We start from the raw sequence: 16728 nt of genomic DNA on the forward strand, positions 1-16728 counted from the left end.
TGTTCCCGAATTGGTAATATATTATCTGTTGAAAGGCGGTGATGTTGTGGAGGGGCTTAAAAAAATCAGGTTGGCTAACAAATTATCATGTCAGGCCCTTGGTTCCCAAATTGGAGTAGGAGCTAATACTATTTCACGCTGGGAAAGTGGTCAGAGAAGCCCGGATGTGGAAACTCTTGTAAGGCTATCCCAGATTCTTCACTGTACCGTTGACGATCTCTTAAACCCTACGCCGCCCCTGCCCAGGCTGCAGGAGCAGGGGGATGCGGCAACGGCGTAGAAGAGGCTACAAGGCGGGGCCGGGTACTGGCAAGAGCCGCGAAGAGGTTAAGCGATCCTGAGTTTGTGGTCGGGCTGGTGGCGGACTGGTGTGACGACGGCGATCTGGACGAGCCGGAACACATTGAACTGGTGGAAGCTCTTTCGGGAGTGGCAAGAACCGAGCTTTAGTTTCTCCGAACTATGACAAGCGTATAGGGGCATCGCGGGTTACGTAGAAGATTTTATTTTTCAGGAGGTGTTCGTTATGGGAAGGAGGATTGCCGGCAGTCTGGACGATATGGGGCGCGTGCGGCGCGCTACGGTAGAGCTTATAGAACGGGTATGTTCCGGGCGATATAAGGATAGTTCAGAGGTCGCAGTTTTACCGGATGTGCTCGCATACTACGAACGCGCCTGCGGAGGCGGCGGTCCAGTACCGGTGAATGTTGCTGCCGGCGAGGACGCGGCGGAGGTAAACGAGTTTGCCGGGCTTACGAAGGAAGAGGGGGGAGCACCAACGGCTGATTCTTTCCCGCAAACGGGGCTGGTGTCGGCGGCGCAGATCGCGCCATTTCTCGGTTTTACGAAAGCGACGCATAAGCGCCCGGAGAATTCGGTGCATAGGCTGGCCGCGAATGGCGATATCCCGAAGCCTGTCTATCAGGGCAGCAGGATGCCGCGCTGGCGGGCCGAGGATATCAGGGAGTACGCCCGGACACGGAAGTACCGGAGCGAGGATGAATAGGAGGTTTTTGTTTTGGAGAACAAGAGCAGCAGGGTAATTTTTTTCGATGAGCAGGGCGAGCCGGTACCGATGGAGTTTGAGGGAGCGTCTGCAAGGTTTTTAAATGTGGTGCGGGATTGTTTCTGTGATCCAGAGAATAAGGATTTGAAGGCGATCGCTTTCAATGCGTCATTTATTCACGACGGGGAACAGGAGCTGTTCAGCGGCGGAATGTGGGGCGACGGAGAGACGCTGGTTCGTCTGATAGCTAATCTTGTCGTTGGGTATGCGGTGAATGTTTCTGGCCAGCCTATGGGAGTATCGGTTGCGGATATAAACGGCTATGCGCTGAAGCTTGTTCACGGTATTGAGCGGGAGGCGGCGAAGTCAAAGGGCGGGATTATTCTGCCGAAGGGGGTGTAGGTCTTGGGAGAGTTTTTCGCGGCTGTTGTGGTATTGCTGGTCTGCGCGCTTGTTGAGCGTATACGTACTCAGCGTCGTCAACGAGAACAGATGAGGTTCGCGGTACGCGAGTGCGCGGCTAGAGAGGAACGGAGGCGGTGCTGGGAACAGGAGGCCGAGTGATGGAGCAATTAGTAACGATGATCGCGGCGGAGGTCGCTCGGATGGCTGCGGATTATGCGGCGTTGCTGGCCGCGGCGAGGATCGGAGGGTAACGGTATGGAGCAGATCGCGCAGAGTGAGTTTTTTTATCATCATATCGCGCCGAATTTAATGCTGGTCAAGGCGGTGTTTTTCTTCGGGATCTTCGGGCTGATCGGCGTGGTGGCGCAGTCGGTGCGGATCGGGCAGGAGAAGGAGGAGCTGGAGGAGAAGAATGGGTAGGCATTATGTGTATCGCGGGAAGGAGGTAGCGGCGTGTCAGGTGGATTTCAGGGACTCGTCTGCCTTTTGCACTTTCTGGAAGGCCAGTGACGGTAGCGCGCGGAGGCTAAGACACCCGGAGTTGCCGGAGCAGGCGTCGCGGAGCGCCGCGCAGGGAGATTTGGACAGGTTTGCGGAGCTGAGGAAGTTAAAGGTACTGGAAAGGAGTGCTCGTCTTGTCGAGTGAGACGTTGCGGACCACGGACGGCAAGGAATATGGCGAGTGTACGGAGTGCGGAAAGAGCGGGCGGGTTTATTGGTGTTTTTTCTGCGACGAGGGGCCGCTGTGCTGGGATTGCCTCGAGGAGCATAAATCGGATTATCACAATATCAGGTAAGGAGGAGTTTTTATGAAGGAATTTTTAGAGGATCTGGGACAAAAGCCTCTTACCCCTGACGTAATAAGGGAGTATCTGAATCAGGGGTGTGAAAAGGTAAAGGAGTTTGAGCCTGAGGCTTTCCTTATTGTCGGCATCAAGGCGGAGGGGGAGGATATCCATTCGATGGTGGTCACGAGGTTTTCCTGTCTTGAGTTTGTAAATATTTTGAATGGCATTTCAAGGATATCCCCTGAGATTCACCAAGCGATGTGTGCTTTTTCCATAGAAATGCTTTGTGACTGCATTGAGGAGAAGGACAAGGACGACTGCCGTGATTGTCCTGACGAGTTTCGTGGGGATAAGTCCGATGCGTAGCGTAACGCGGGCATTTCTTAATTTCTATGGCGGGGATATGGGAACGCCTTGGGTGGCGGCAAAAAAGAGTGCCTCCCTTTAGGGGAGGCGTGGTTACCGGTTTTACGGCGGCAGTTGGCGCTGCCGCCTCTATTGTAGCACGTCGTGTGCTGTGAAGGAGGTTAGTTTTATGGAGGATTTTTTTGAGGGTCTGTGCGATTGGCTTGGTAAATACGGCGATATTGAATGGTGGGTGCTGAGATGAGCGGGCTGAAGCAGCGGGTTTTAGAGGCGATCTCCGAGACGGACGACGTTCTTCTGGATGTGCTTTGCGGGAATTGTCCCGCGAAGTATCTGGAGAAGGGGGCTACGGAGGGCGGGCTTGCAATCGAACCCGACGAGTGGACTTGCCCTTGCAGTTTTGAGTACGGAGATCCCGGTTGTGAACGGTGCGGCGATTATAAGCGGATAGAGGAGCTGGCCGGCAAATTGGCCGACGAGATGGAGCGTATGGAAGGAGCGGTATCAGATGAGTTCTAAGGGTTTGGAGAAGGGGCCGGCGAAGGCGGCAAAGGCCCATATCAGATATAAGACGGCTGACGGCAAGGTGGTTCCTGGTGTGACGACGGTGCTGGGGGTAATTAATAAGCCGGCGCTGGTGAAGTGGGCGAATAATCTTGGGCTGCAGGGTATCGACAGCAGCGCCTATGTGGATGAGACGGCGCGTATCGGTACGCTGGCGCACGAGATGATTCAGGAGTATTTGGGTGGCCCGGTTGTGGACAGGGGCGCGTATACGAAGGATCAGATCGACGCCGCGGAGAATGCCCTGATTTCTTTTTTTGAGTGGGAGAGGCATCAGGAGGGGGCGAAGATGGTGACGCGCGCCATCGAGCTGCCGCTGGTTTCGGAGGCTTACCGCTTCGGCGGCACGATTGACTGGTACGGAGAGATCGGCGGACGGATGTGGCTGGTGGATATTAAGTCCTCGAAGGGGCTTTTTACGGAGCATGAGTTGCAGGTGGCCGCCTATTACAAGATGCTGCAGGAGAACGGCTATGCGGTGGACGGGGTACGGCTGCTGCGCGTCGGACGCACGGAGGACGAGGGGTTTGACGATCATGTGCTGTCGCCGGTGAAGCTGGACGCCGGCTGGGAGGTTTTCGAGAACGCTTTGCGGCTGTACCGCACGAAGCAGCAGTATGAGGCGCAGGCCAGGAAGGGGGCGTTTTGACGATGGCACAGGAGGCTGTGACGGCGGCGGAGGCGCCGCGTTTCCGCCAGTTGAGCGATAAGGACAGGGATCTGCTGCGTAAGGGGCTGTGCGCGAAGTGTACGGCGGACGAGTTCGAGCTTTTTGCGGAGACGTGTAATAAGACGGGGCTGGACCCGTTTATGCGGCAGATTTATCCGGTGTTTCGTCCTGACCGCAAGCAGAACCGCGATGTGATGCAGATTCAGGTTTCGATCGACGGGATGCGTCTGGTGGCGGAGCGTTCGGGGCATTACGCGGGGCAAGTGGGGCCTTTCTGGTGCGGCAAGGACGGCGTGTGGAAGGATGTCTGGCTGTCGGATAAGGAGTTTCCCGTGGCGGCGAAGGTCGGCGTGATGCGGCATGATTTTAATGAGGTTCTGTGGGCGGCGGCGCGTTTTCAATCTTATGTGCAGACGACGTATGAGCGGAGGCCGAATCAGATGTGGAATAAGTTCCCCGACGTGATGATCGCGAAGTGCGCAGAGGCTTTGGCGCTGCGCAAGGCGTTCCCGATGGAGTTGTCGGGGCTTTATTCGACGGAGGAGATGTCTCAGGCGGATAACGCCGAACCGAGTACGGGGAAGGTGAATGTCTCTCCGAATACTGCCCCAAAGGCGGAGACGCCCGCGCCGGCAAAGCCGGAGCCCGCAGCTCAGGAAGCGCCGCAGCCCGCTGAGGATAGGAAGAGCGCGCCGCCGCAGGAGGCGGACGATCATACCGTCTTGTCGCGCACGTTGATGAATTTGCTGGTTTCGGAGCAGGGGCTAGGTTTTAAGAAGTCGGAGATCGCCCCTTTTATTGTCCGCGTGGTCGGACGGAGTAATTTTAAGGCTTTGGGCGAGCTTTCTTTGGAGGAGCTGAGCCGCTGTGTCGAGGTCGCCCGTGACGAGTTGTCGGCTCGGAGTGTGGCTTAGGAGGTATCGGTATGAAGAAGTGGCGTTGTCCGAGAGGTTTGTTTGAGCGTACGGGCGGTATTGATGGTGATTTTCTGGCTGAGTCGAGGGGCGCGGCGATGGAGACTTTTGACTGTGATCCCCAGAATGCCGGGTGTGACTGTTATGGCTGCGACGGGCCGTTGGAGGTATCGTCGCACGGGAGGGTAAAGCATTCCGAGGTGGAGGCCCGTTCTGAAGGCTGTGTTCCGGCTCCTGTGGACGGCGGCGTGGTGGAGGGCGGGATTGTTCCCGCCTCTTCCGCGGCCGTGATTTTTGGCGGCGAGGTGCGCGAGGATGATGTCATCGAGACGGAGTTTGCGCAGGGGCAGCAGCCGCTCGGCGGAGAGGATGTTTTTCCGCCTTCGTATGAGGAGGTCGTAGGTTCCGCTCCCAATGTTACGGAGGCGCAGCGGAGGCTGTTGTTTGTCCGCGAGCAGATGCAGGCGGCGGACAGGGCGATTAAGGATATCAAGAAGGACGCGGTGGCTCCCTTTCAGGGTGAGATCACGGAGAATCAGCGGCGCAAGGATATGTTGGCGATCGCCTTTGATTTTTATGTGGTGCAGAGCGCGATCGAGGAGGCCCGTGTGAAGAGTCTGCACGAGGACCCGATTTTCTGCGCCTATATTGCCGCCACCGAGAAGAAGTTTCTTAAGGTGAAGGTGGGGACGCGGCAGGATGTGCGCGAGGCGGCGGTCAAGTATGGCGAGGCCAATGTTTATGTCTTCGGCGAGTTTCAGGAGGGGCAGGATGTAAACGCCCCCGCGGCGGAGGCTGGGAAGGACTGCCGTGAAAGTGAGGAGGGGGCGGCTTAACGCCCCTTTTCGCTCATGAACAGCGATATTCGTATTCCCGTATCTTTTATCGGACACCGGAAGCGCCGGAAGTTGAGTCTCGCGCTGGGGGTGCCGGAGTGCGCGGGCTATTTGCTTGATTTGTGGCTCAACGCCGCGATGAACCGCCCGAAGGGCGTTTTGTACGATATGGACGCCGCCGATATCGCTTTGGATGCAGGCTGGGATGGGGATGTCGATTTTTTTGTCGGAGCGTTGGTGAGCTGCGGTTTTCTGGAGCTGAATGAGGACGGGGTGTATGTGCTGCATGATTGGGCGGAGCATCAGGGGTATGCGCAGTTCGCCGAGGAGCGGCGCGAGCAGGCCCGTAACGCGGCAAACGCCAGGTGGGCGAAGCACAGGGCGCCGGCGGGCAGTGCTGTCGGTATGCCCGAGCAATGCGGCGAGCATGATTCAGCATTGCCGGCGGATACGGAGAGCAATGCCCCATCTCCAGTTCCATCTCCATCTCCATTACCAGATCCTAAAGATAAAGATATATGTCCGTCCGTTCCCGCCGCCGCGAAGTCTCAGCGTGGCAAGGCGGATTTTTCGCCGGAGTTCGAGGCGTTTTACGCGGCTTATCCGCGGCGGGTGGTGAAGAAGCGGGCGTGGAGGAACTGGAATGTCTGTCTTAAGGGCGGGGCGAGTCCCGATGAGCTGACGGCGGCGGCGGTGGCATACGCGGAGAGGTGCCGGCGGCTGCGGACGAGCGAGGAGTTTATTTTGCATCCGTCAACTTTTTTGGGGCCTTCGGAGCCCTGGCGGGATTATGTCCATCCGCCGGCGGCACGAGAGGATTCCGGGGTGATCGGCCGTCTGTCTCCCGAGGAGGAGGCCCGTCAGCTCGCCGATATCGAGAGGTATCTCTCTAGGGGGGTGGCATGATGTATACGGCATCGGAGGCATTGAGGTCGTCTGTCCCGAATTTGATGGAGTATCGGGATGAGGCGGCGATGAAGCGCCAGCACGCCGAGATGTGGCAGGAGGTCCTCGTCTGGATGAACAAACGGTTTAAGGACGTGCGGCCGGAGGATTTGTATGACCAGCAGCTTTTGAGCCTGCACGCCGCGATGTGCATGGAGGAGGACTGTAAGTATTGCATAGATGTTTCGCAGTGTCCTCATTCGCGGGCCGCTTTGGTGGTCTGCGAGGAGCAGGAGCGTGGCAGACGGGCCTTTATGGTCCGCGCGAAGGTATGTGATTTTCTTTCTCAGCACCGGCAGGAGGCGCGCCGGCATGATTTGCTCGAGGAGAGCGGGATTCCGAAGGCGCGGCGCGGAAATAGTTTCCAGGCTTTTGATACGCTCGGCGGTTCGATGGTGCTGCAGGCGACGAAGGCGAAGGCACAGGAGTGTTTCGAGAAGGGGCGCGGCCTGGTTCTCGGAGGGCCTGTGGGCTGCGGCAAGACGCATCTGGCGATAGCTATGGGGCTTGCGGCGGTGGAGCAGGGGCAGTCGGTGCGCTTTTTTCTGCTTCCTGATTTGCTGGAGGATTTGCGCTCTGCGATGTTCGACCATCGTGAGGAGCTGCTTTCGGAGGTGAAGTCATGCGGCTGGCTGATTCTCGACGACGCGGGAACGGAGCGGAGCACGGACTGGAACGACGAGCGGCTGTTCGTCATGATAGATCACCGCTGTAATCATAATTTGCCGGTGGTGGTGACGACGAACGCGGTCGGCGAAGACGGGCTGCGCAGGATTTTGGACGGAGACCGCGGCGCGCGGACGTTTTCTCGCCTGATGGGTATGACGGAGCAGGCGTGGATGGTGGGTGTGCCGGATTACCGGAGGAAGGGGCGGCAGTGATGGGGCTGATAATTGATCTTTTTGCGGGCGGCGGCGGGACTTCGCTTGGGATAGAGCGGGCGCTTGGCCGCAGCCCGGATATTGCGGTAAATCATGATCCGGAAGCGGTCGCCATGCATAAGGCGAATCATCCTCATACGAAGCATTATTGTGAAAATGTGTGGGCAGTCAACCCCCGTGAGGCGACCGCGGGACGGCCCGTCGATTTTCTTTGGGCGTCCCCGGATTGTAAGCATTTTTCTAAGGCGAAGGGCGGGAAGCCTCTCGATAAGAAGATCCGCTCTCTGGCATGGGTGATTGTGAAGTGGGCGGCATGGACGCGGCCCCAGGTGATCGCGATGGAGAATGTCGAGGAGTTCCGTAAGTGGGGACCTCTGGACCGCAAAGGCCGTCCGATCAAGGCTCTCGAAGGAACGACGTTCAGTAATTTTGTTTTTGCCCTTAGAAAGCTGGGGTATAAGGTGGATTACCGCGATCTTAAGGCCTGCGATTACGGCGCTCCCACAAGCCGTAAGCGTTTTTTCCTTGTCGCACGCCGCGACGGCGCGCCGATCGTCTGGCCGGTGCGGACGCACGGCGTCGGCACGGGACGCCCGTATCGGACTGCGGCGGAATGTATTGACTGGTCTATTCCCTGTCCAAGTATTTTCGAAAGGGAGAAGGAGTTGGCCCAAAACACTCTGCGCCGAATTGCAAAAGGGCTCGTCAGGTATGTTTTGTCGAACCCAAGCCCGTTTATCGTCTCTGTGAATCACGGCGGCGATGCTTTTCGCGGCGTCGGGATGGATGAACCGATGCACACACTGGCGTTGGACGGTCCGCTTATGGTGGTAGACGCCAACCCGCGCTACGCGATATGTGCCGCACATCTTGCGAAGCATTACGGAGGGGTGGTCGGACAAGCGGTGGAATCTCCTGTCGGTACGATAACGGCGGCGGATCACCACAGCTTGGTGGCCTGTACGCTTATGAGGCAGTTCGGCACGAGTACGGGAGCTCCTGTAGACCGCCCTGTCGGGACGGTGATGCCGGAAGGCCGCGGCAAGACTGGGCTGGTAGCGGCGTTTCTGACGAAGTATTACGGTGCCGAGAGGGAAGGGATGCAGCTGAATGGTCCTCTGCATACTATCTGCGGTAAGGATAAGTTCGCCGTCGTTACGGTCAGTATCGGCGGAGAAGAGTACGCGGTTTACGATATCGGCATGAGGATGCTGCAGCCGCGCGAGCTGTTCCGCGCGCAGGGGTTCGGCGACGATTATATTATCGATCTGATTTATGAGGGTAAGTATCTCAGTAAGTCGGCTCAGGTCCGTATGGTGGGCAATTCTGTCTGCCCGCCGATTGCGGAGGCGATCGTCAAGGCCAACTGTGCCTTTATGCAGGAGGAGCGGGAGGTGGCGTAGATGGTCTACACGGGCGACGCTTTTGAAATTCTAAGCACCATGCCTGGCGGAAGTGTGAATTGTATTGTGACGTCCCCTCCCTATTATGCGCTGCGGGATTACGGTGTGGAGGGACAGATCGGGCTTGAGGCGACGCCTGAGGAGTATATTTCCCGACTTGTATCTGTATTTGACGAGGCAAGAAGAGTACTGCGCGGCGACGGTACTTTGTGGCTGAATCTTGGGGACTCTTATAGCGGCAGCGGCAAGGGAGCCGCAACCGATCCTCTGAACGCGAGTTTGTACAAGCAGGGGACGAACATGGGGCTGCTGGGCTCTCAGATATTACGGACGTGTGGAAAGCCGAAGAATTTGCTGGGGATTCCGTGGCGGGTCGCTTTGGCGCTGCAAGAGCGCGGATGGATTCTCCGGCAGGATATTATCTGGAATAAGCCGAATCCGATGCCTGAGAGTGTCGTGGATCGTTGTACGAAGTCCCATGAGTATATTTTCCTTTTTTCAAAGCAACAGCGTTATTTTTTTGATGCGGCTGCGATGAAGGAACCACGCGTTTCGGATGAAAATGCCAATGGATTTCGTGGCGGTTCATATATACATGATAGCCCTTCAAAGAGAAAAACTGTTGGAAATATCAGGTATGGCGGCCAGAAATATACGGAGAACCCTGACGTTTTTTTTCGTACCAAGTCAGGGAATTTGTATGATGAAAATTATTTGTTACGCAATAGGCGTTCTGTGTGGACTGTTGCTACGGTGCCTTTCAAGGGAGCTCATTTCGCTACGTTTCCTCCTGAACTTATCCGCCCATGTGTCCTGGCTGGGTGTCCTGTAAACGGCACTGTTCTCGACCCATTTTTCGGTTCTGGTACGGTGGGCGTAGTTTGCCGCGAGGAAAACCGCTATTACGTTGGAATCGAGATTAATCCCGAGTATGTGCGAATAGCGCGGCGGCGTATTGCCGCGACGGAGGGAAAGGGGAAATTGAGGATGGATGTTGACGGAGGTGCAATAGATGAGTAAGGCGGCTTATCACAGGGATTTTTCTATTGAGTTGAGCGGGCGGGAGTCGGAGGTCTGGGAATTAGTGGCAAAGGGGCTTACGAACGAAGAAATTGGTAAGGAGCTGTATATTTCGGTCCGTACCGTACATACACACGTTAGGATTGTTTGCGAGAAGATGGGGTTTCGCAACCGGACCGAGGCGGCGGTGGCGTGGGTGAAGCGCCGGATCGCTGCGGAGCTTAGGGAAAGAGGGATGGCTGATGTCTCGTGGATATAATAAGGTCATTTTGTCCGGGAATATCGTTCGCGCTGCCGACGTCCGCATGACGGCCGGCGGGCAGAAGTCGGCCCGTTTTACGCTTGCGGTGGGGCGGTCGTGGAAGGATAAGGCGACGGGAGAGAAGCGGGAGCGCGCGGATTTTATCTCTTGCGTCGCATGGGGCCCCACTGCTGATTTAATCGAGAAGTATACGGACAAGGGCAAGTCCCTGCTGCTGGAAGGCCGCATTTCGGTGCGGGATTTTGACGACGTAAAGAGTGGTACCCACAGATGGGTGACGGAGGTTATTGTCACGGAGGTGGTGCTTCAGGGAGGTGCCGCCGGAAGGGACTCTAACAGCGCCCATGACGGTTATGGCGACGCCCGCCCTGGCGGCCCTCGTGATTTGGGGTATGACAAGCCCGATCTCTTCGAGGATGATTTCCCGATAGATTTTAGCGAGCTCGGCGGCGGCTCGGATGAGATTGAGATTCCGTTTTAGGCTTATGGTATGGATGTTACGCTTGAACGGAGCACATGCGAGCTTTACCGGACTATATATGCCGATCCTCCGTGGATGGAGCGCGGCGGCGGAAAGATTAAACGTGGAGCTGACAGGCATTATGCCCTTATGAAGACCACGGAGATAGCTTCTTTTCTGCATGACACGGGGCTGGAAAGTTTTATCGCACCCAACGCACATCTTTATCTTTGGGTGACGAATAATTTTTTGACGGACGGTTTTCGCGTCATGGATGCTTGGGGTTTCAGTTTTAAGACAGTCATCACTTGGTGCAAGGAAGGGAATATAGGTCTTGGGCAATATTTCCGAGGCCGCACGGAGCATTGTCTTTTCGGGGTGCGCGGGATGCTTCCGTATAAGGTTAAGGACGGCAAACGGCAACAGGGCGTTACCGGATTTACAGCGCCGCGCGGAAAGCACAGCGAGAAGCCTCTTTTTATGCGGAGGATGGTCGAAAAGGTTTCGTATCCGCCGTATTTGGAGCTTTTCGCGCGGCAGCGGTTCGAGGGATGGGATTGTTATGGCACAAAGGAGTGGTGTGAGATGAGATGTGTGGACGACTGCGAGTTTTGCGCCGGTATCGACTGGAGCGGGAGGAGTCCCGCGGTCGAATGTACCTGCAGCGGCTGCGAGGGGCGGAGTATCGATCCGTTTGCGTATTGTTATTTCGGAAAGAAGAGGTCGGTTGAAGAGGTAAGGCCGGTAGATCCCCGTCAGAGCAGCCTTTTTGATTCGCAGGGGGCGCTTTTTTGATGGCGTCCTCTGTCGCCTTGCCGGTGCCGAAGGAGCACGAGGAACAGAAGGCTTTTATGACGCTGGCCGAGTGTCTGCTGCCGTCGGAGTTTCGTCCGCTGCTGTGGGCGACGCCTAACGCCGCGAAGAGAAGTCCAAAGACAGCTTCGATTATGCTTGCGGAGGGGCTTAAGAGCGGGGTGCCTGACCTGTTTCTCGCCATTCCCTGCGGCGGCAAGGCAGGGCTGTTTATTGAGATGAAGCGGCGGCGCGGCGGGACTGTCTCCGCAGAGCAGAAGGCTTATTTGGCGCTACTGCGTAAAATGGGATACAGGGCCGAGGTCTGCCGCGGGTGCGATGAGGCGCTGGCGGTGTTTAAGGATTATCTGGGTATTTCTGACGGATAGGAGGAGGTGGCGTAGAAATGAGTAACATGCTGATATACCTGCTGGCCTGGCTGTGTGTTAATGCGCTGCTGTACCTTTTTGCAATATGGAAAGAGGCTGGGGTTCTGGAATATGTGGCTATTTTTGTTTTTATGATCACGTCTGTCCCGTGGAAACAATGGCCGCAGTTTTAACCGAAAATTTTTAAGAAGGAGCTGAGGCCCTTGTCCAGAAAGGTGAGCTATATACCCAAAGAGGTGTTGCGGATAGAGGATATAATCTGGCTGTTTGCGGAGTATTGTCCCACTGGGCTTGCTTGCTTTTTTGGAGAGGCAGAGTTTCCTGCGGCGGAAGAGCTGTCGTCAATGGTAGCGGCGAGGTATACGCCAGCGGCTGATGTTGGGCGTATTGATGGCGGACAAAGCACACCACAACAACAGATCGTAGTGGAATCTGCGCTTTCGGTGAAAGATATTCTCGATTCTGTTGGCGGTCTTGAAATGGTGCGAAAAGTGTTCATCCTATACGGCGCCGAGAAGCCGGATAAGGCACGCATACTGAAAGAGATGTCTTTTATCGGCAGGAGCTTTCGATATCCGTCAGCAGAAGAGTTCGCGTACAGGAATCACATGAGCCCGCGGCAATTTTATCGCTGCAAGGAGAGCTCTATTCGGCAGATCGCCTGGGAGATTTACCGCAGGGCAACGCTTTCCGGATTCTGCGCATAAAAATAGTGTCGCAAATCCTGTCACAAAAAGAGGCAGAGTTTTTGTCGCAAAAGATGACAGAGACAAAACAGGTTACACATAGTATCCTGTTAGTGTGGAAATTTTGACGCAACTGTAGAAACATGAACTAAGGAGCCCTCTCTTGCCATGGCAAATGGAAAAGTGAGGGCAAGTTTATTTATTTTTGTCGAACCAATATAGCGTAGATAAAAGCCAAGCTATGTTGTTGATGGCATCTCTAATTTCTGGGGATAGAAATGGAATATTTAAAAGGGAAAAGAAACCCCAAAATATAAATATAAATGATATTATTAGGTCCTTTTTAGATATGTTAACCCCTCCTTTTAAAATGTGGAAGAAAAGCCTCCTACTATTAACTTGTGTTGTTTTTTTGAATTTTGTTGAAAAACAAAAGGCAACTTTTTTAATATATGAATTAGCTTTTTACTAAACAACGCACATTAACAATCTCTGCTATGTGGGAGCTTTTATCGGTTCGAGCGTAGGAGGGGAGGGGATGCCAGAGGAGGTGAACCTTGTGAGGGGGAAAAAACTGACGCCGAAGCAGGCCCGCTTTGTCGAAGAGTACCTGGTTGATCTCAATGCCACCAATGCCGCTAAAAGAGCAGGTTACGCCGCGAAAACCTCATATTCCATCGGACAGCGCCTGTTGAAAAATGTTGAAGTACAAAACGCTATCAACGTAGCGCAAAGACGGCGCTCGATCCGTACTGAAATTAGTCAGGACGCCGTGATTAAGGAGATTGCCAAGATTGCTTTTGGCGATCCGCGAGCTGTGATGAGTTGGGGGCCTGACGGGGTGAAGCTCAAGGACAGCAAAGAAATCTCCGATGACGCAGCGGCATTTGTTGCGGAGGTATCCGAATCGACTACGGAGAGTGGTGGTAGTCTGCGGCTTAAAACGAACGACAAGCTCAAGGCGCTTGAATTACTGGGGAAGCATTTTGGCATGTTCAAGGAGCAACAGCCTGTCCAACAGAGTACAAATAACCTGATTTTCGCTGACTCAAATGCTCTGATTTATCAGGCCGTGCTGGATACAGTGCGCGACACGGCCCGGGCTGTGCGCGAGGGGGCCGTTCTTAGTGGTGATCCCGTCCGAGAGGGCGATATAACGGAGGTATGAACAATGAAGAGGTTGAGGGCGGTACCGACGACGGTTCGGTTTTTTAGGGATAAGGATAGACGCTGTGTCCGTGTCGATTTTAGAGGTCATGCGATTGCGGATGTCTCTACTAAATACGAGGAGGATGCGCTGCTAGACGGAGTGTGTGCCTGTGCCGGTGTTTCGCTGCTGAGCAGTTTTATGGAGATACTTGTCATGTTAGGGGGCGCTGAACGGTATGAGGTGAGATCTTTCAACGACGGACCGGAGGAGGTTCCGGTGAAGTCTTTTAGGTGGGAGGCGGACGCGGAAGCTATGCAGATCCCTGTTGAAGCGCTTTACCGGACGGTACAGGCGTTGTCGGTAGAGTTCTATCCTTTTGTGCATGTCCAGGATGTTTTGGGCGTTTAGCGTTGTTTTGTTTGGAGGAGGTTGCGAGGCATGTGTAAGTATGTAAAGAGACCGGTGGTAGTTGAGGCTGTCAAGTTTGAGGACAGCACAGAGTGTTTTGATAAGCTGCAGGCGCTGGGACTTGATCCTGTGCGCGTTAATTACGCCGATAAGGATAATCCGGTGATCAAGATCGATACGCTGGAAGGTGAAATGACAGGGCAAGTCGGCGATTACGTTATCCGCGGCGTGAACGGTGAATTTTACCCCTGCAAACCAGATATTTTTGAAAAGACGTATGCAAAAGAGGGCTCGTATCCTACGAAACATCTTTCTTTTGGGGCGGCATTTGATTACCTCAAAATCGGCAACGTGGATTACATGCGCCTTCCGCAGTGGAAAGAGGATGTGAAGATAAGAATCCAGCGCCCGGATGAAAACTCGAAAATGAGGGCGCCATATCTCTATGTTGAATCCCGTTTCGGGCGTGTGCCGTGGAAGGAAACGATGATCGAGCTGTTTTCGGATGAATGGGAGGTCGGGTTTGATGAATAGCGTAGACCAAATTATCGAGGCTTATAAGCGTGGGCTGGAGGATGGACGGCGCGGTAGTGACAACAAGAGACCGGCAGATCCTTATGGCGGGTGGATACGTCGTCAACAGTCTGGAAATTCTACCGGCAATTCTCCGGTAAATACGCCTATGGTCACTTGTGAGTTGGAGCGGCAGACGCCTTCGTGTTCCGGGGATGTGCGATAAAAAAAGGTTCATTGAAGGCTAGGAGGTGTCCGCATTGAATGATGTGTCTGATGTGGAGGCCGTCCGCCGGATGGCGGAGGATGAGACGCGGTGCGCATCATCGTTGGTGGCATTTCGGAAACAGTACCTGGCAGCACCCGATGATGTAGATGCGGCCCCATTTCATGAGGAGTGGAGCCGCCTTTTGTTGTATGGCCGCGAGCATGAGGCAATAGAAGGCTATCGTTCTTCGGCGAAGGATCAGTATGTTTTTCAGGCGTATATTATGTATTGCCTCAAGTATCCCACTTATGAACGGAGCTATATCGTCATTATCTGCGCCACGGCGGAGATGGCGGCGCGGAAGCTGTTGGCGATCACGCGCCGCTTCCAGGCCCCGGACTGTGCCTCGATGCGTGTTCATCTGGAGAAGGTCGTCGAGGATTCCGGCAAGGCTTTTCAGGCGCTGTATCGTGACGGCATGCAGGTCAGGGTTGAGGCGTTCGGCAAAGGCGGCGCTATTCGCGGCCTCGTCTGGGGGGCGAAGCGCCCGGATATTATCATCATCAATGATCCGCAGGATCTAGAAGACATGAACAGCCCGGCCACGATGGAGAAGGATTGGGATTGGTTCACATCGGACGTTATTTTCCTTGGGAACAGCACGCGGATTTTTCTCATCGGCAACAATCTTGGTGCGCTCTGTATTATTGAGCGTGTCTTTCAGTTTGCCAGGCAGCTTAATTTCGACTGCCGCCGGTATCCCGTCCTGGACAAAAATGACCGCAGCACCTGGCCGCAGAAGGACCCCACGGAGAAGATGGTCGCCGAGCGGGAATCGTTCCGCGCTCTGGGTAAGATCGATTCCTGGATGCGCGAGAAGATGTGTCAGGTGATGGCGCCGGAGTCGAGGCCGTTGAAGCCGGAGCTGTACGGCTATTACGACCCGTTTCAGCTGGATTTGTCGGGCAGCGTTGTTAAGATTGTGCTGGACCCAGCGATCAGCGAAAAAAAGGATTCTGACGAGTCGGTTATCACGGCCTGCGCGATTCGTGACGACGGGCATAAGGATATTTTGGAGATGGACGTTGACCGGCGTAATCCGTATAAGATCGTGGACGCGCTTTTCCGCATGGTGGCGCGCTGGAATCCCGTAATGGTTGGCGTGGAGGCGATCGCCTATCAGGAGATGTTGGCGCAGGAGATTGAGCGGCAGCAGATCAAGAGAGGTATATATTTTAACGTTGTGCGTGTGCGCGGTATGCGCGGCCGCGCGAAGACGTCGAAGGAGCAGAAGATCCGTATGCGCCTGCAGCCGCAGATGGCCGTGGGGGCGATTCGGCTGCCCTCCGGTGCTGGCTGGGTACCTAAGCTGCTGCAGCAGACACAGGAGTTCCCTTATGGTGCCCACGACGATATGTTGGATACGCTCGCCATGCTGGACGACGTGCGCGAGGATATTCTTGTGCCGAATTTCGACCAGGCCGCCTGTGTCTGCGGCGAGTTTCCGCTTCCAAAGAACTGGCCGTTCTGGTGCTCTATTGTGGCCGACGTCACGGGCGAGTGCGTGATGCTTTTCATGTCCTGTTCGCCGGAGGGCAGGCTTTTTATCACGGATCAGATTTTTATACGCGGCACCCCCGAGGCGTTGTACCGCCGTTATCTGGGGGTGATGGGATCTCGGCAGCCGTTGATGACGGTAGCGCCGGCGGTGATGTTCAAGGATACGCCGGTTTCCCGCGAGGTGTGGGCGGACAGTTACCGCGGCGCGGGGTTCAGGCTGTCGAGTGCGCCGGATGATTACGCGTCGATGTTGACGCATTTGAATCAGTCGTTCGCCGTCCCCTATGCCGGGTCGCCGCCGCATTTGCAGATTTTCCCGCGGTGCAAACGGCTGATTTGGGAGCTGTATCACGCGGTCTCCGGCGAGCAAAAGCAGCCCGACCGTAAGAGTATTCAGGCGCTTATGCTGCTGCTTTCGTGCGGACCGAAGTGGCGCGATATGGCCACGATGCCGCTGCGAAGCGGACGTGCGGTGAATTATCCGCCGCGCGACGTGCCGTAG

At 55.3% G+C, this 16728-nt stretch carries 24 protein-coding genes and 1 pseudogene; all 25 read left to right on the forward strand.

Translation table 11 applies throughout. From position 1 onward, the window contains the following. Positions 1–46: 46 nt before the first annotated feature. The 25 genes and pseudogenes from CLOEV_RS17490 to CLOEV_RS02365 all read left to right on the forward strand — a co-directional run bounded on the left by CLOEV_RS17490 (position 47) and on the right by CLOEV_RS02365 (position 16728). Positions 47–280, forward strand: a complete 234-nt coding sequence (locus CLOEV_RS17490; RefSeq protein WP_169732179.1) for a helix-turn-helix domain-containing protein — start codon at positions 47–49, stop codon at positions 278–280. Between the two features lie 246 nt (positions 281–526). Beyond that, the gene (locus CLOEV_RS02260; protein WP_034441671.1) at positions 527–1006 is read left to right on the forward strand and encodes a helix-turn-helix transcriptional regulator; all 480 of its coding nucleotides are present in this window, start codon (positions 527–529) and stop codon (positions 1004–1006) included. Positions 1007–1018: 12 nt separating this feature from the next. Next, positions 1019–1408, forward strand: a complete 390-nt coding sequence (locus CLOEV_RS02265) for a hypothetical protein (RefSeq protein ID WP_034441674.1) — start codon at positions 1019–1021, stop codon at positions 1406–1408. Between the two features lie 258 nt (positions 1409–1666). After that, positions 1667–1831: a hypothetical protein gene (locus tag CLOEV_RS16695; protein ID WP_156938344.1), complete on the forward strand. Its 165-nt coding sequence runs from the start codon at positions 1667–1669 to the stop codon at positions 1829–1831. A gap of 206 nt (positions 1832–2037) precedes the next feature. Continuing rightward, entirely contained in the window at positions 2038–2208 is a 171-nt protein-coding gene (locus CLOEV_RS17495) for a B-box zinc finger protein (protein WP_156938345.1), read from the forward strand. A gap of 12 nt (positions 2209–2220) precedes the next feature. Further along, the gene (locus CLOEV_RS02275) at positions 2221–2565 is read left to right on the forward strand and encodes a hypothetical protein (RefSeq protein WP_034441681.1); all 345 of its coding nucleotides are present in this window, start codon (positions 2221–2223) and stop codon (positions 2563–2565) included. Positions 2566–2805: 240 nt separating this feature from the next. Next, on the forward strand, positions 2806–3084 hold the full coding sequence (locus tag CLOEV_RS02280) for a hypothetical protein (protein WP_156938346.1): 279 nt from the start codon (positions 2806–2808) through the stop codon (positions 3082–3084). Further along, positions 3074–3778, forward strand: a complete 705-nt coding sequence (locus CLOEV_RS02285) for a PD-(D/E)XK nuclease family protein (protein WP_034441685.1) — start codon at positions 3074–3076, stop codon at positions 3776–3778. Before CLOEV_RS02280 ends, CLOEV_RS02285 begins: the two co-directional genes overlap by 11 nt. Before the next feature lie 2 nt (positions 3779–3780). Next, positions 3781–4713 carry a phage recombination protein Bet gene (bet, locus tag CLOEV_RS15690; RefSeq protein ID WP_051484830.1) on the forward strand — a complete coding sequence of 311 codons (933 nt, stop codon included), beginning with the start codon at positions 3781–3783 and terminating at the stop codon, positions 4711–4713. Between the two features lie 11 nt (positions 4714–4724). Further along, complete coding sequence (locus CLOEV_RS02295) at positions 4725–5549, forward strand: hypothetical protein (RefSeq protein ID WP_034441688.1); 825 nt, start codon at positions 4725–4727, stop codon at positions 5547–5549. A 72-nt stretch (positions 5550–5621) separates the two neighbouring features. After that, on the forward strand, positions 5622–6455 hold the full coding sequence (locus CLOEV_RS02300; protein ID WP_156938347.1) for a hypothetical protein: 834 nt from the start codon (positions 5622–5624) through the stop codon (positions 6453–6455). Next, entirely contained in the window at positions 6452–7375 is a 924-nt protein-coding gene (locus CLOEV_RS15695; protein ID WP_084482149.1) for an ATP-binding protein, read from the forward strand. Before CLOEV_RS02300 ends, CLOEV_RS15695 begins: the two co-directional genes overlap by 4 nt. Continuing rightward, the gene (locus tag CLOEV_RS17255; RefSeq protein ID WP_034441691.1) at positions 7375–8778 is read left to right on the forward strand and encodes a DNA cytosine methyltransferase; all 1404 of its coding nucleotides are present in this window, start codon (positions 7375–7377) and stop codon (positions 8776–8778) included. The genes CLOEV_RS15695 and CLOEV_RS17255 overlap by 1 nt, the downstream gene beginning before the upstream one ends. Beyond that, positions 8779–9798 (forward strand): DNA-methyltransferase, encoded by a 1020-nt coding sequence (locus tag CLOEV_RS16710; RefSeq protein WP_034441693.1) that lies wholly within the window; start codon positions 8779–8781, stop codon positions 9796–9798. Further along, complete coding sequence (locus tag CLOEV_RS17370; RefSeq protein ID WP_034441694.1) at positions 9791–10057, forward strand: response regulator transcription factor; 267 nt, start codon at positions 9791–9793, stop codon at positions 10055–10057. The genes CLOEV_RS16710 and CLOEV_RS17370 overlap by 8 nt, the downstream gene beginning before the upstream one ends. Further along, positions 10041–10541 carry a single-stranded DNA-binding protein gene (locus CLOEV_RS02325; RefSeq protein ID WP_034441695.1) on the forward strand — a complete coding sequence of 167 codons (501 nt, stop codon included), beginning with the start codon at positions 10041–10043 and terminating at the stop codon, positions 10539–10541. Before CLOEV_RS17370 ends, CLOEV_RS02325 begins: the two co-directional genes overlap by 17 nt. 9 nt (positions 10542–10550) lie before the next feature. After that, positions 10551–11078: pseudogene (locus CLOEV_RS17500) on the forward strand (MT-A70 family methyltransferase); the annotation flags it as partial. Between the two features lie 27 nt (positions 11079–11105). Further along, the gene (locus CLOEV_RS17265) at positions 11106–11315 is read left to right on the forward strand and encodes a hypothetical protein (RefSeq protein WP_245591098.1); all 210 of its coding nucleotides are present in this window, start codon (positions 11106–11108) and stop codon (positions 11313–11315) included. Then, on the forward strand, positions 11315–11701 hold the full coding sequence (locus CLOEV_RS02335; RefSeq protein ID WP_034441697.1) for a VRR-NUC domain-containing protein: 387 nt from the start codon (positions 11315–11317) through the stop codon (positions 11699–11701). The genes CLOEV_RS17265 and CLOEV_RS02335 overlap by 1 nt, the downstream gene beginning before the upstream one ends. Before the next feature lie 17 nt (positions 11702–11718). Then, positions 11719–11874 carry a hypothetical protein gene (locus tag CLOEV_RS16715; protein WP_156938348.1) on the forward strand — a complete coding sequence of 52 codons (156 nt, stop codon included), beginning with the start codon at positions 11719–11721 and terminating at the stop codon, positions 11872–11874. 30 nt (positions 11875–11904) lie between these two features. After that, entirely contained in the window at positions 11905–12408 is a 504-nt protein-coding gene (locus CLOEV_RS02340) for a hypothetical protein (RefSeq protein WP_034441698.1), read from the forward strand. Positions 12409–12925: 517 nt separating this feature from the next. Next, positions 12926–13555 carry a terminase small subunit gene (locus CLOEV_RS02345; RefSeq protein ID WP_051484833.1) on the forward strand — a complete coding sequence of 210 codons (630 nt, stop codon included), beginning with the start codon at positions 12926–12928 and terminating at the stop codon, positions 13553–13555. A gap of 3 nt (positions 13556–13558) precedes the next feature. Further along, on the forward strand, positions 13559–13945 hold the full coding sequence (locus CLOEV_RS02350; protein ID WP_034441701.1) for a ribosomal-processing cysteine protease Prp: 387 nt from the start codon (positions 13559–13561) through the stop codon (positions 13943–13945). A 30-nt stretch (positions 13946–13975) separates the two neighbouring features. Beyond that, entirely contained in the window at positions 13976–14479 is a 504-nt protein-coding gene (locus CLOEV_RS17155; RefSeq protein WP_218915500.1) for a Thoeris anti-defense Tad2 family protein, read from the forward strand. A gap of 239 nt (positions 14480–14718) precedes the next feature. Continuing rightward, entirely contained in the window at positions 14719–16728 is a 2010-nt protein-coding gene (locus CLOEV_RS02365) for a hypothetical protein (protein WP_034441703.1), read from the forward strand.

This window comes from Cloacibacillus evryensis DSM 19522, assembly GCF_000585335.1.
Taxonomy (GTDB): domain Bacteria; phylum Synergistota; class Synergistia; order Synergistales; family Synergistaceae; genus Cloacibacillus; species Cloacibacillus evryensis.

What these genes read in the sequence shown, in the direction of transcription:
- CLOEV_RS16715 (WP_156938348.1), top strand. Translation starts at nt 11,719, where the DNA reads ATGAGTAACATGCTGATATACCTGCTGGCCTGGCTGTGTGTTAATGCG.
- CLOEV_RS17370 (WP_034441694.1), top strand. Translation starts at nt 9,791, where the DNA reads ATGAGTAAGGCGGCTTATCACAGGGATTTTTCTATTGAGTTGAGCGGG.
- CLOEV_RS02325 (WP_034441695.1), top strand. Translation starts at nt 10,041, where the DNA reads ATGTCTCGTGGATATAATAAGGTCATTTTGTCCGGGAATATCGTTCGC.
- CLOEV_RS02260 (WP_034441671.1), top strand. Translation starts at nt 527, where the DNA reads ATGGGAAGGAGGATTGCCGGCAGTCTGGACGATATGGGGCGCGTGCGG.
- CLOEV_RS17265 (WP_245591098.1), top strand. Translation starts at nt 11,106, where the DNA reads ATGAGATGTGTGGACGACTGCGAGTTTTGCGCCGGTATCGACTGGAGC.
- CLOEV_RS02275 (WP_034441681.1), top strand. Translation starts at nt 2,221, where the DNA reads ATGAAGGAATTTTTAGAGGATCTGGGACAAAAGCCTCTTACCCCTGAC.
- CLOEV_RS02280 (WP_156938346.1), top strand. Translation starts at nt 2,806, where the DNA reads ATGAGCGGGCTGAAGCAGCGGGTTTTAGAGGCGATCTCCGAGACGGAC.
- CLOEV_RS02285 (WP_034441685.1), top strand. Translation starts at nt 3,074, where the DNA reads ATGAGTTCTAAGGGTTTGGAGAAGGGGCCGGCGAAGGCGGCAAAGGCC.
- CLOEV_RS17155 (WP_218915500.1), top strand. Translation starts at nt 13,976, where the DNA reads ATGTGTAAGTATGTAAAGAGACCGGTGGTAGTTGAGGCTGTCAAGTTT.
- CLOEV_RS16710 (WP_034441693.1), top strand. Translation starts at nt 8,779, where the DNA reads ATGGTCTACACGGGCGACGCTTTTGAAATTCTAAGCACCATGCCTGGC.
- CLOEV_RS15695 (WP_084482149.1), top strand. Translation starts at nt 6,452, where the DNA reads ATGATGTATACGGCATCGGAGGCATTGAGGTCGTCTGTCCCGAATTTG.
- CLOEV_RS02335 (WP_034441697.1), top strand. Translation starts at nt 11,315, where the DNA reads ATGGCGTCCTCTGTCGCCTTGCCGGTGCCGAAGGAGCACGAGGAACAG.
- CLOEV_RS02295 (WP_034441688.1), top strand. Translation starts at nt 4,725, where the DNA reads ATGAAGAAGTGGCGTTGTCCGAGAGGTTTGTTTGAGCGTACGGGCGGT.
- CLOEV_RS02350 (WP_034441701.1), top strand. Translation starts at nt 13,559, where the DNA reads ATGAAGAGGTTGAGGGCGGTACCGACGACGGTTCGGTTTTTTAGGGAT.
- CLOEV_RS02345 (WP_051484833.1), top strand. Translation starts at nt 12,926, where the DNA reads ATGCCAGAGGAGGTGAACCTTGTGAGGGGGAAAAAACTGACGCCGAAG.
- CLOEV_RS17255 (WP_034441691.1), top strand. Translation starts at nt 7,375, where the DNA reads ATGGGGCTGATAATTGATCTTTTTGCGGGCGGCGGCGGGACTTCGCTT.
- CLOEV_RS16695 (WP_156938344.1), top strand. Translation starts at nt 1,667, where the DNA reads ATGGAGCAGATCGCGCAGAGTGAGTTTTTTTATCATCATATCGCGCCG.
- bet (WP_051484830.1), top strand. Translation starts at nt 3,781, where the DNA reads ATGGCACAGGAGGCTGTGACGGCGGCGGAGGCGCCGCGTTTCCGCCAG.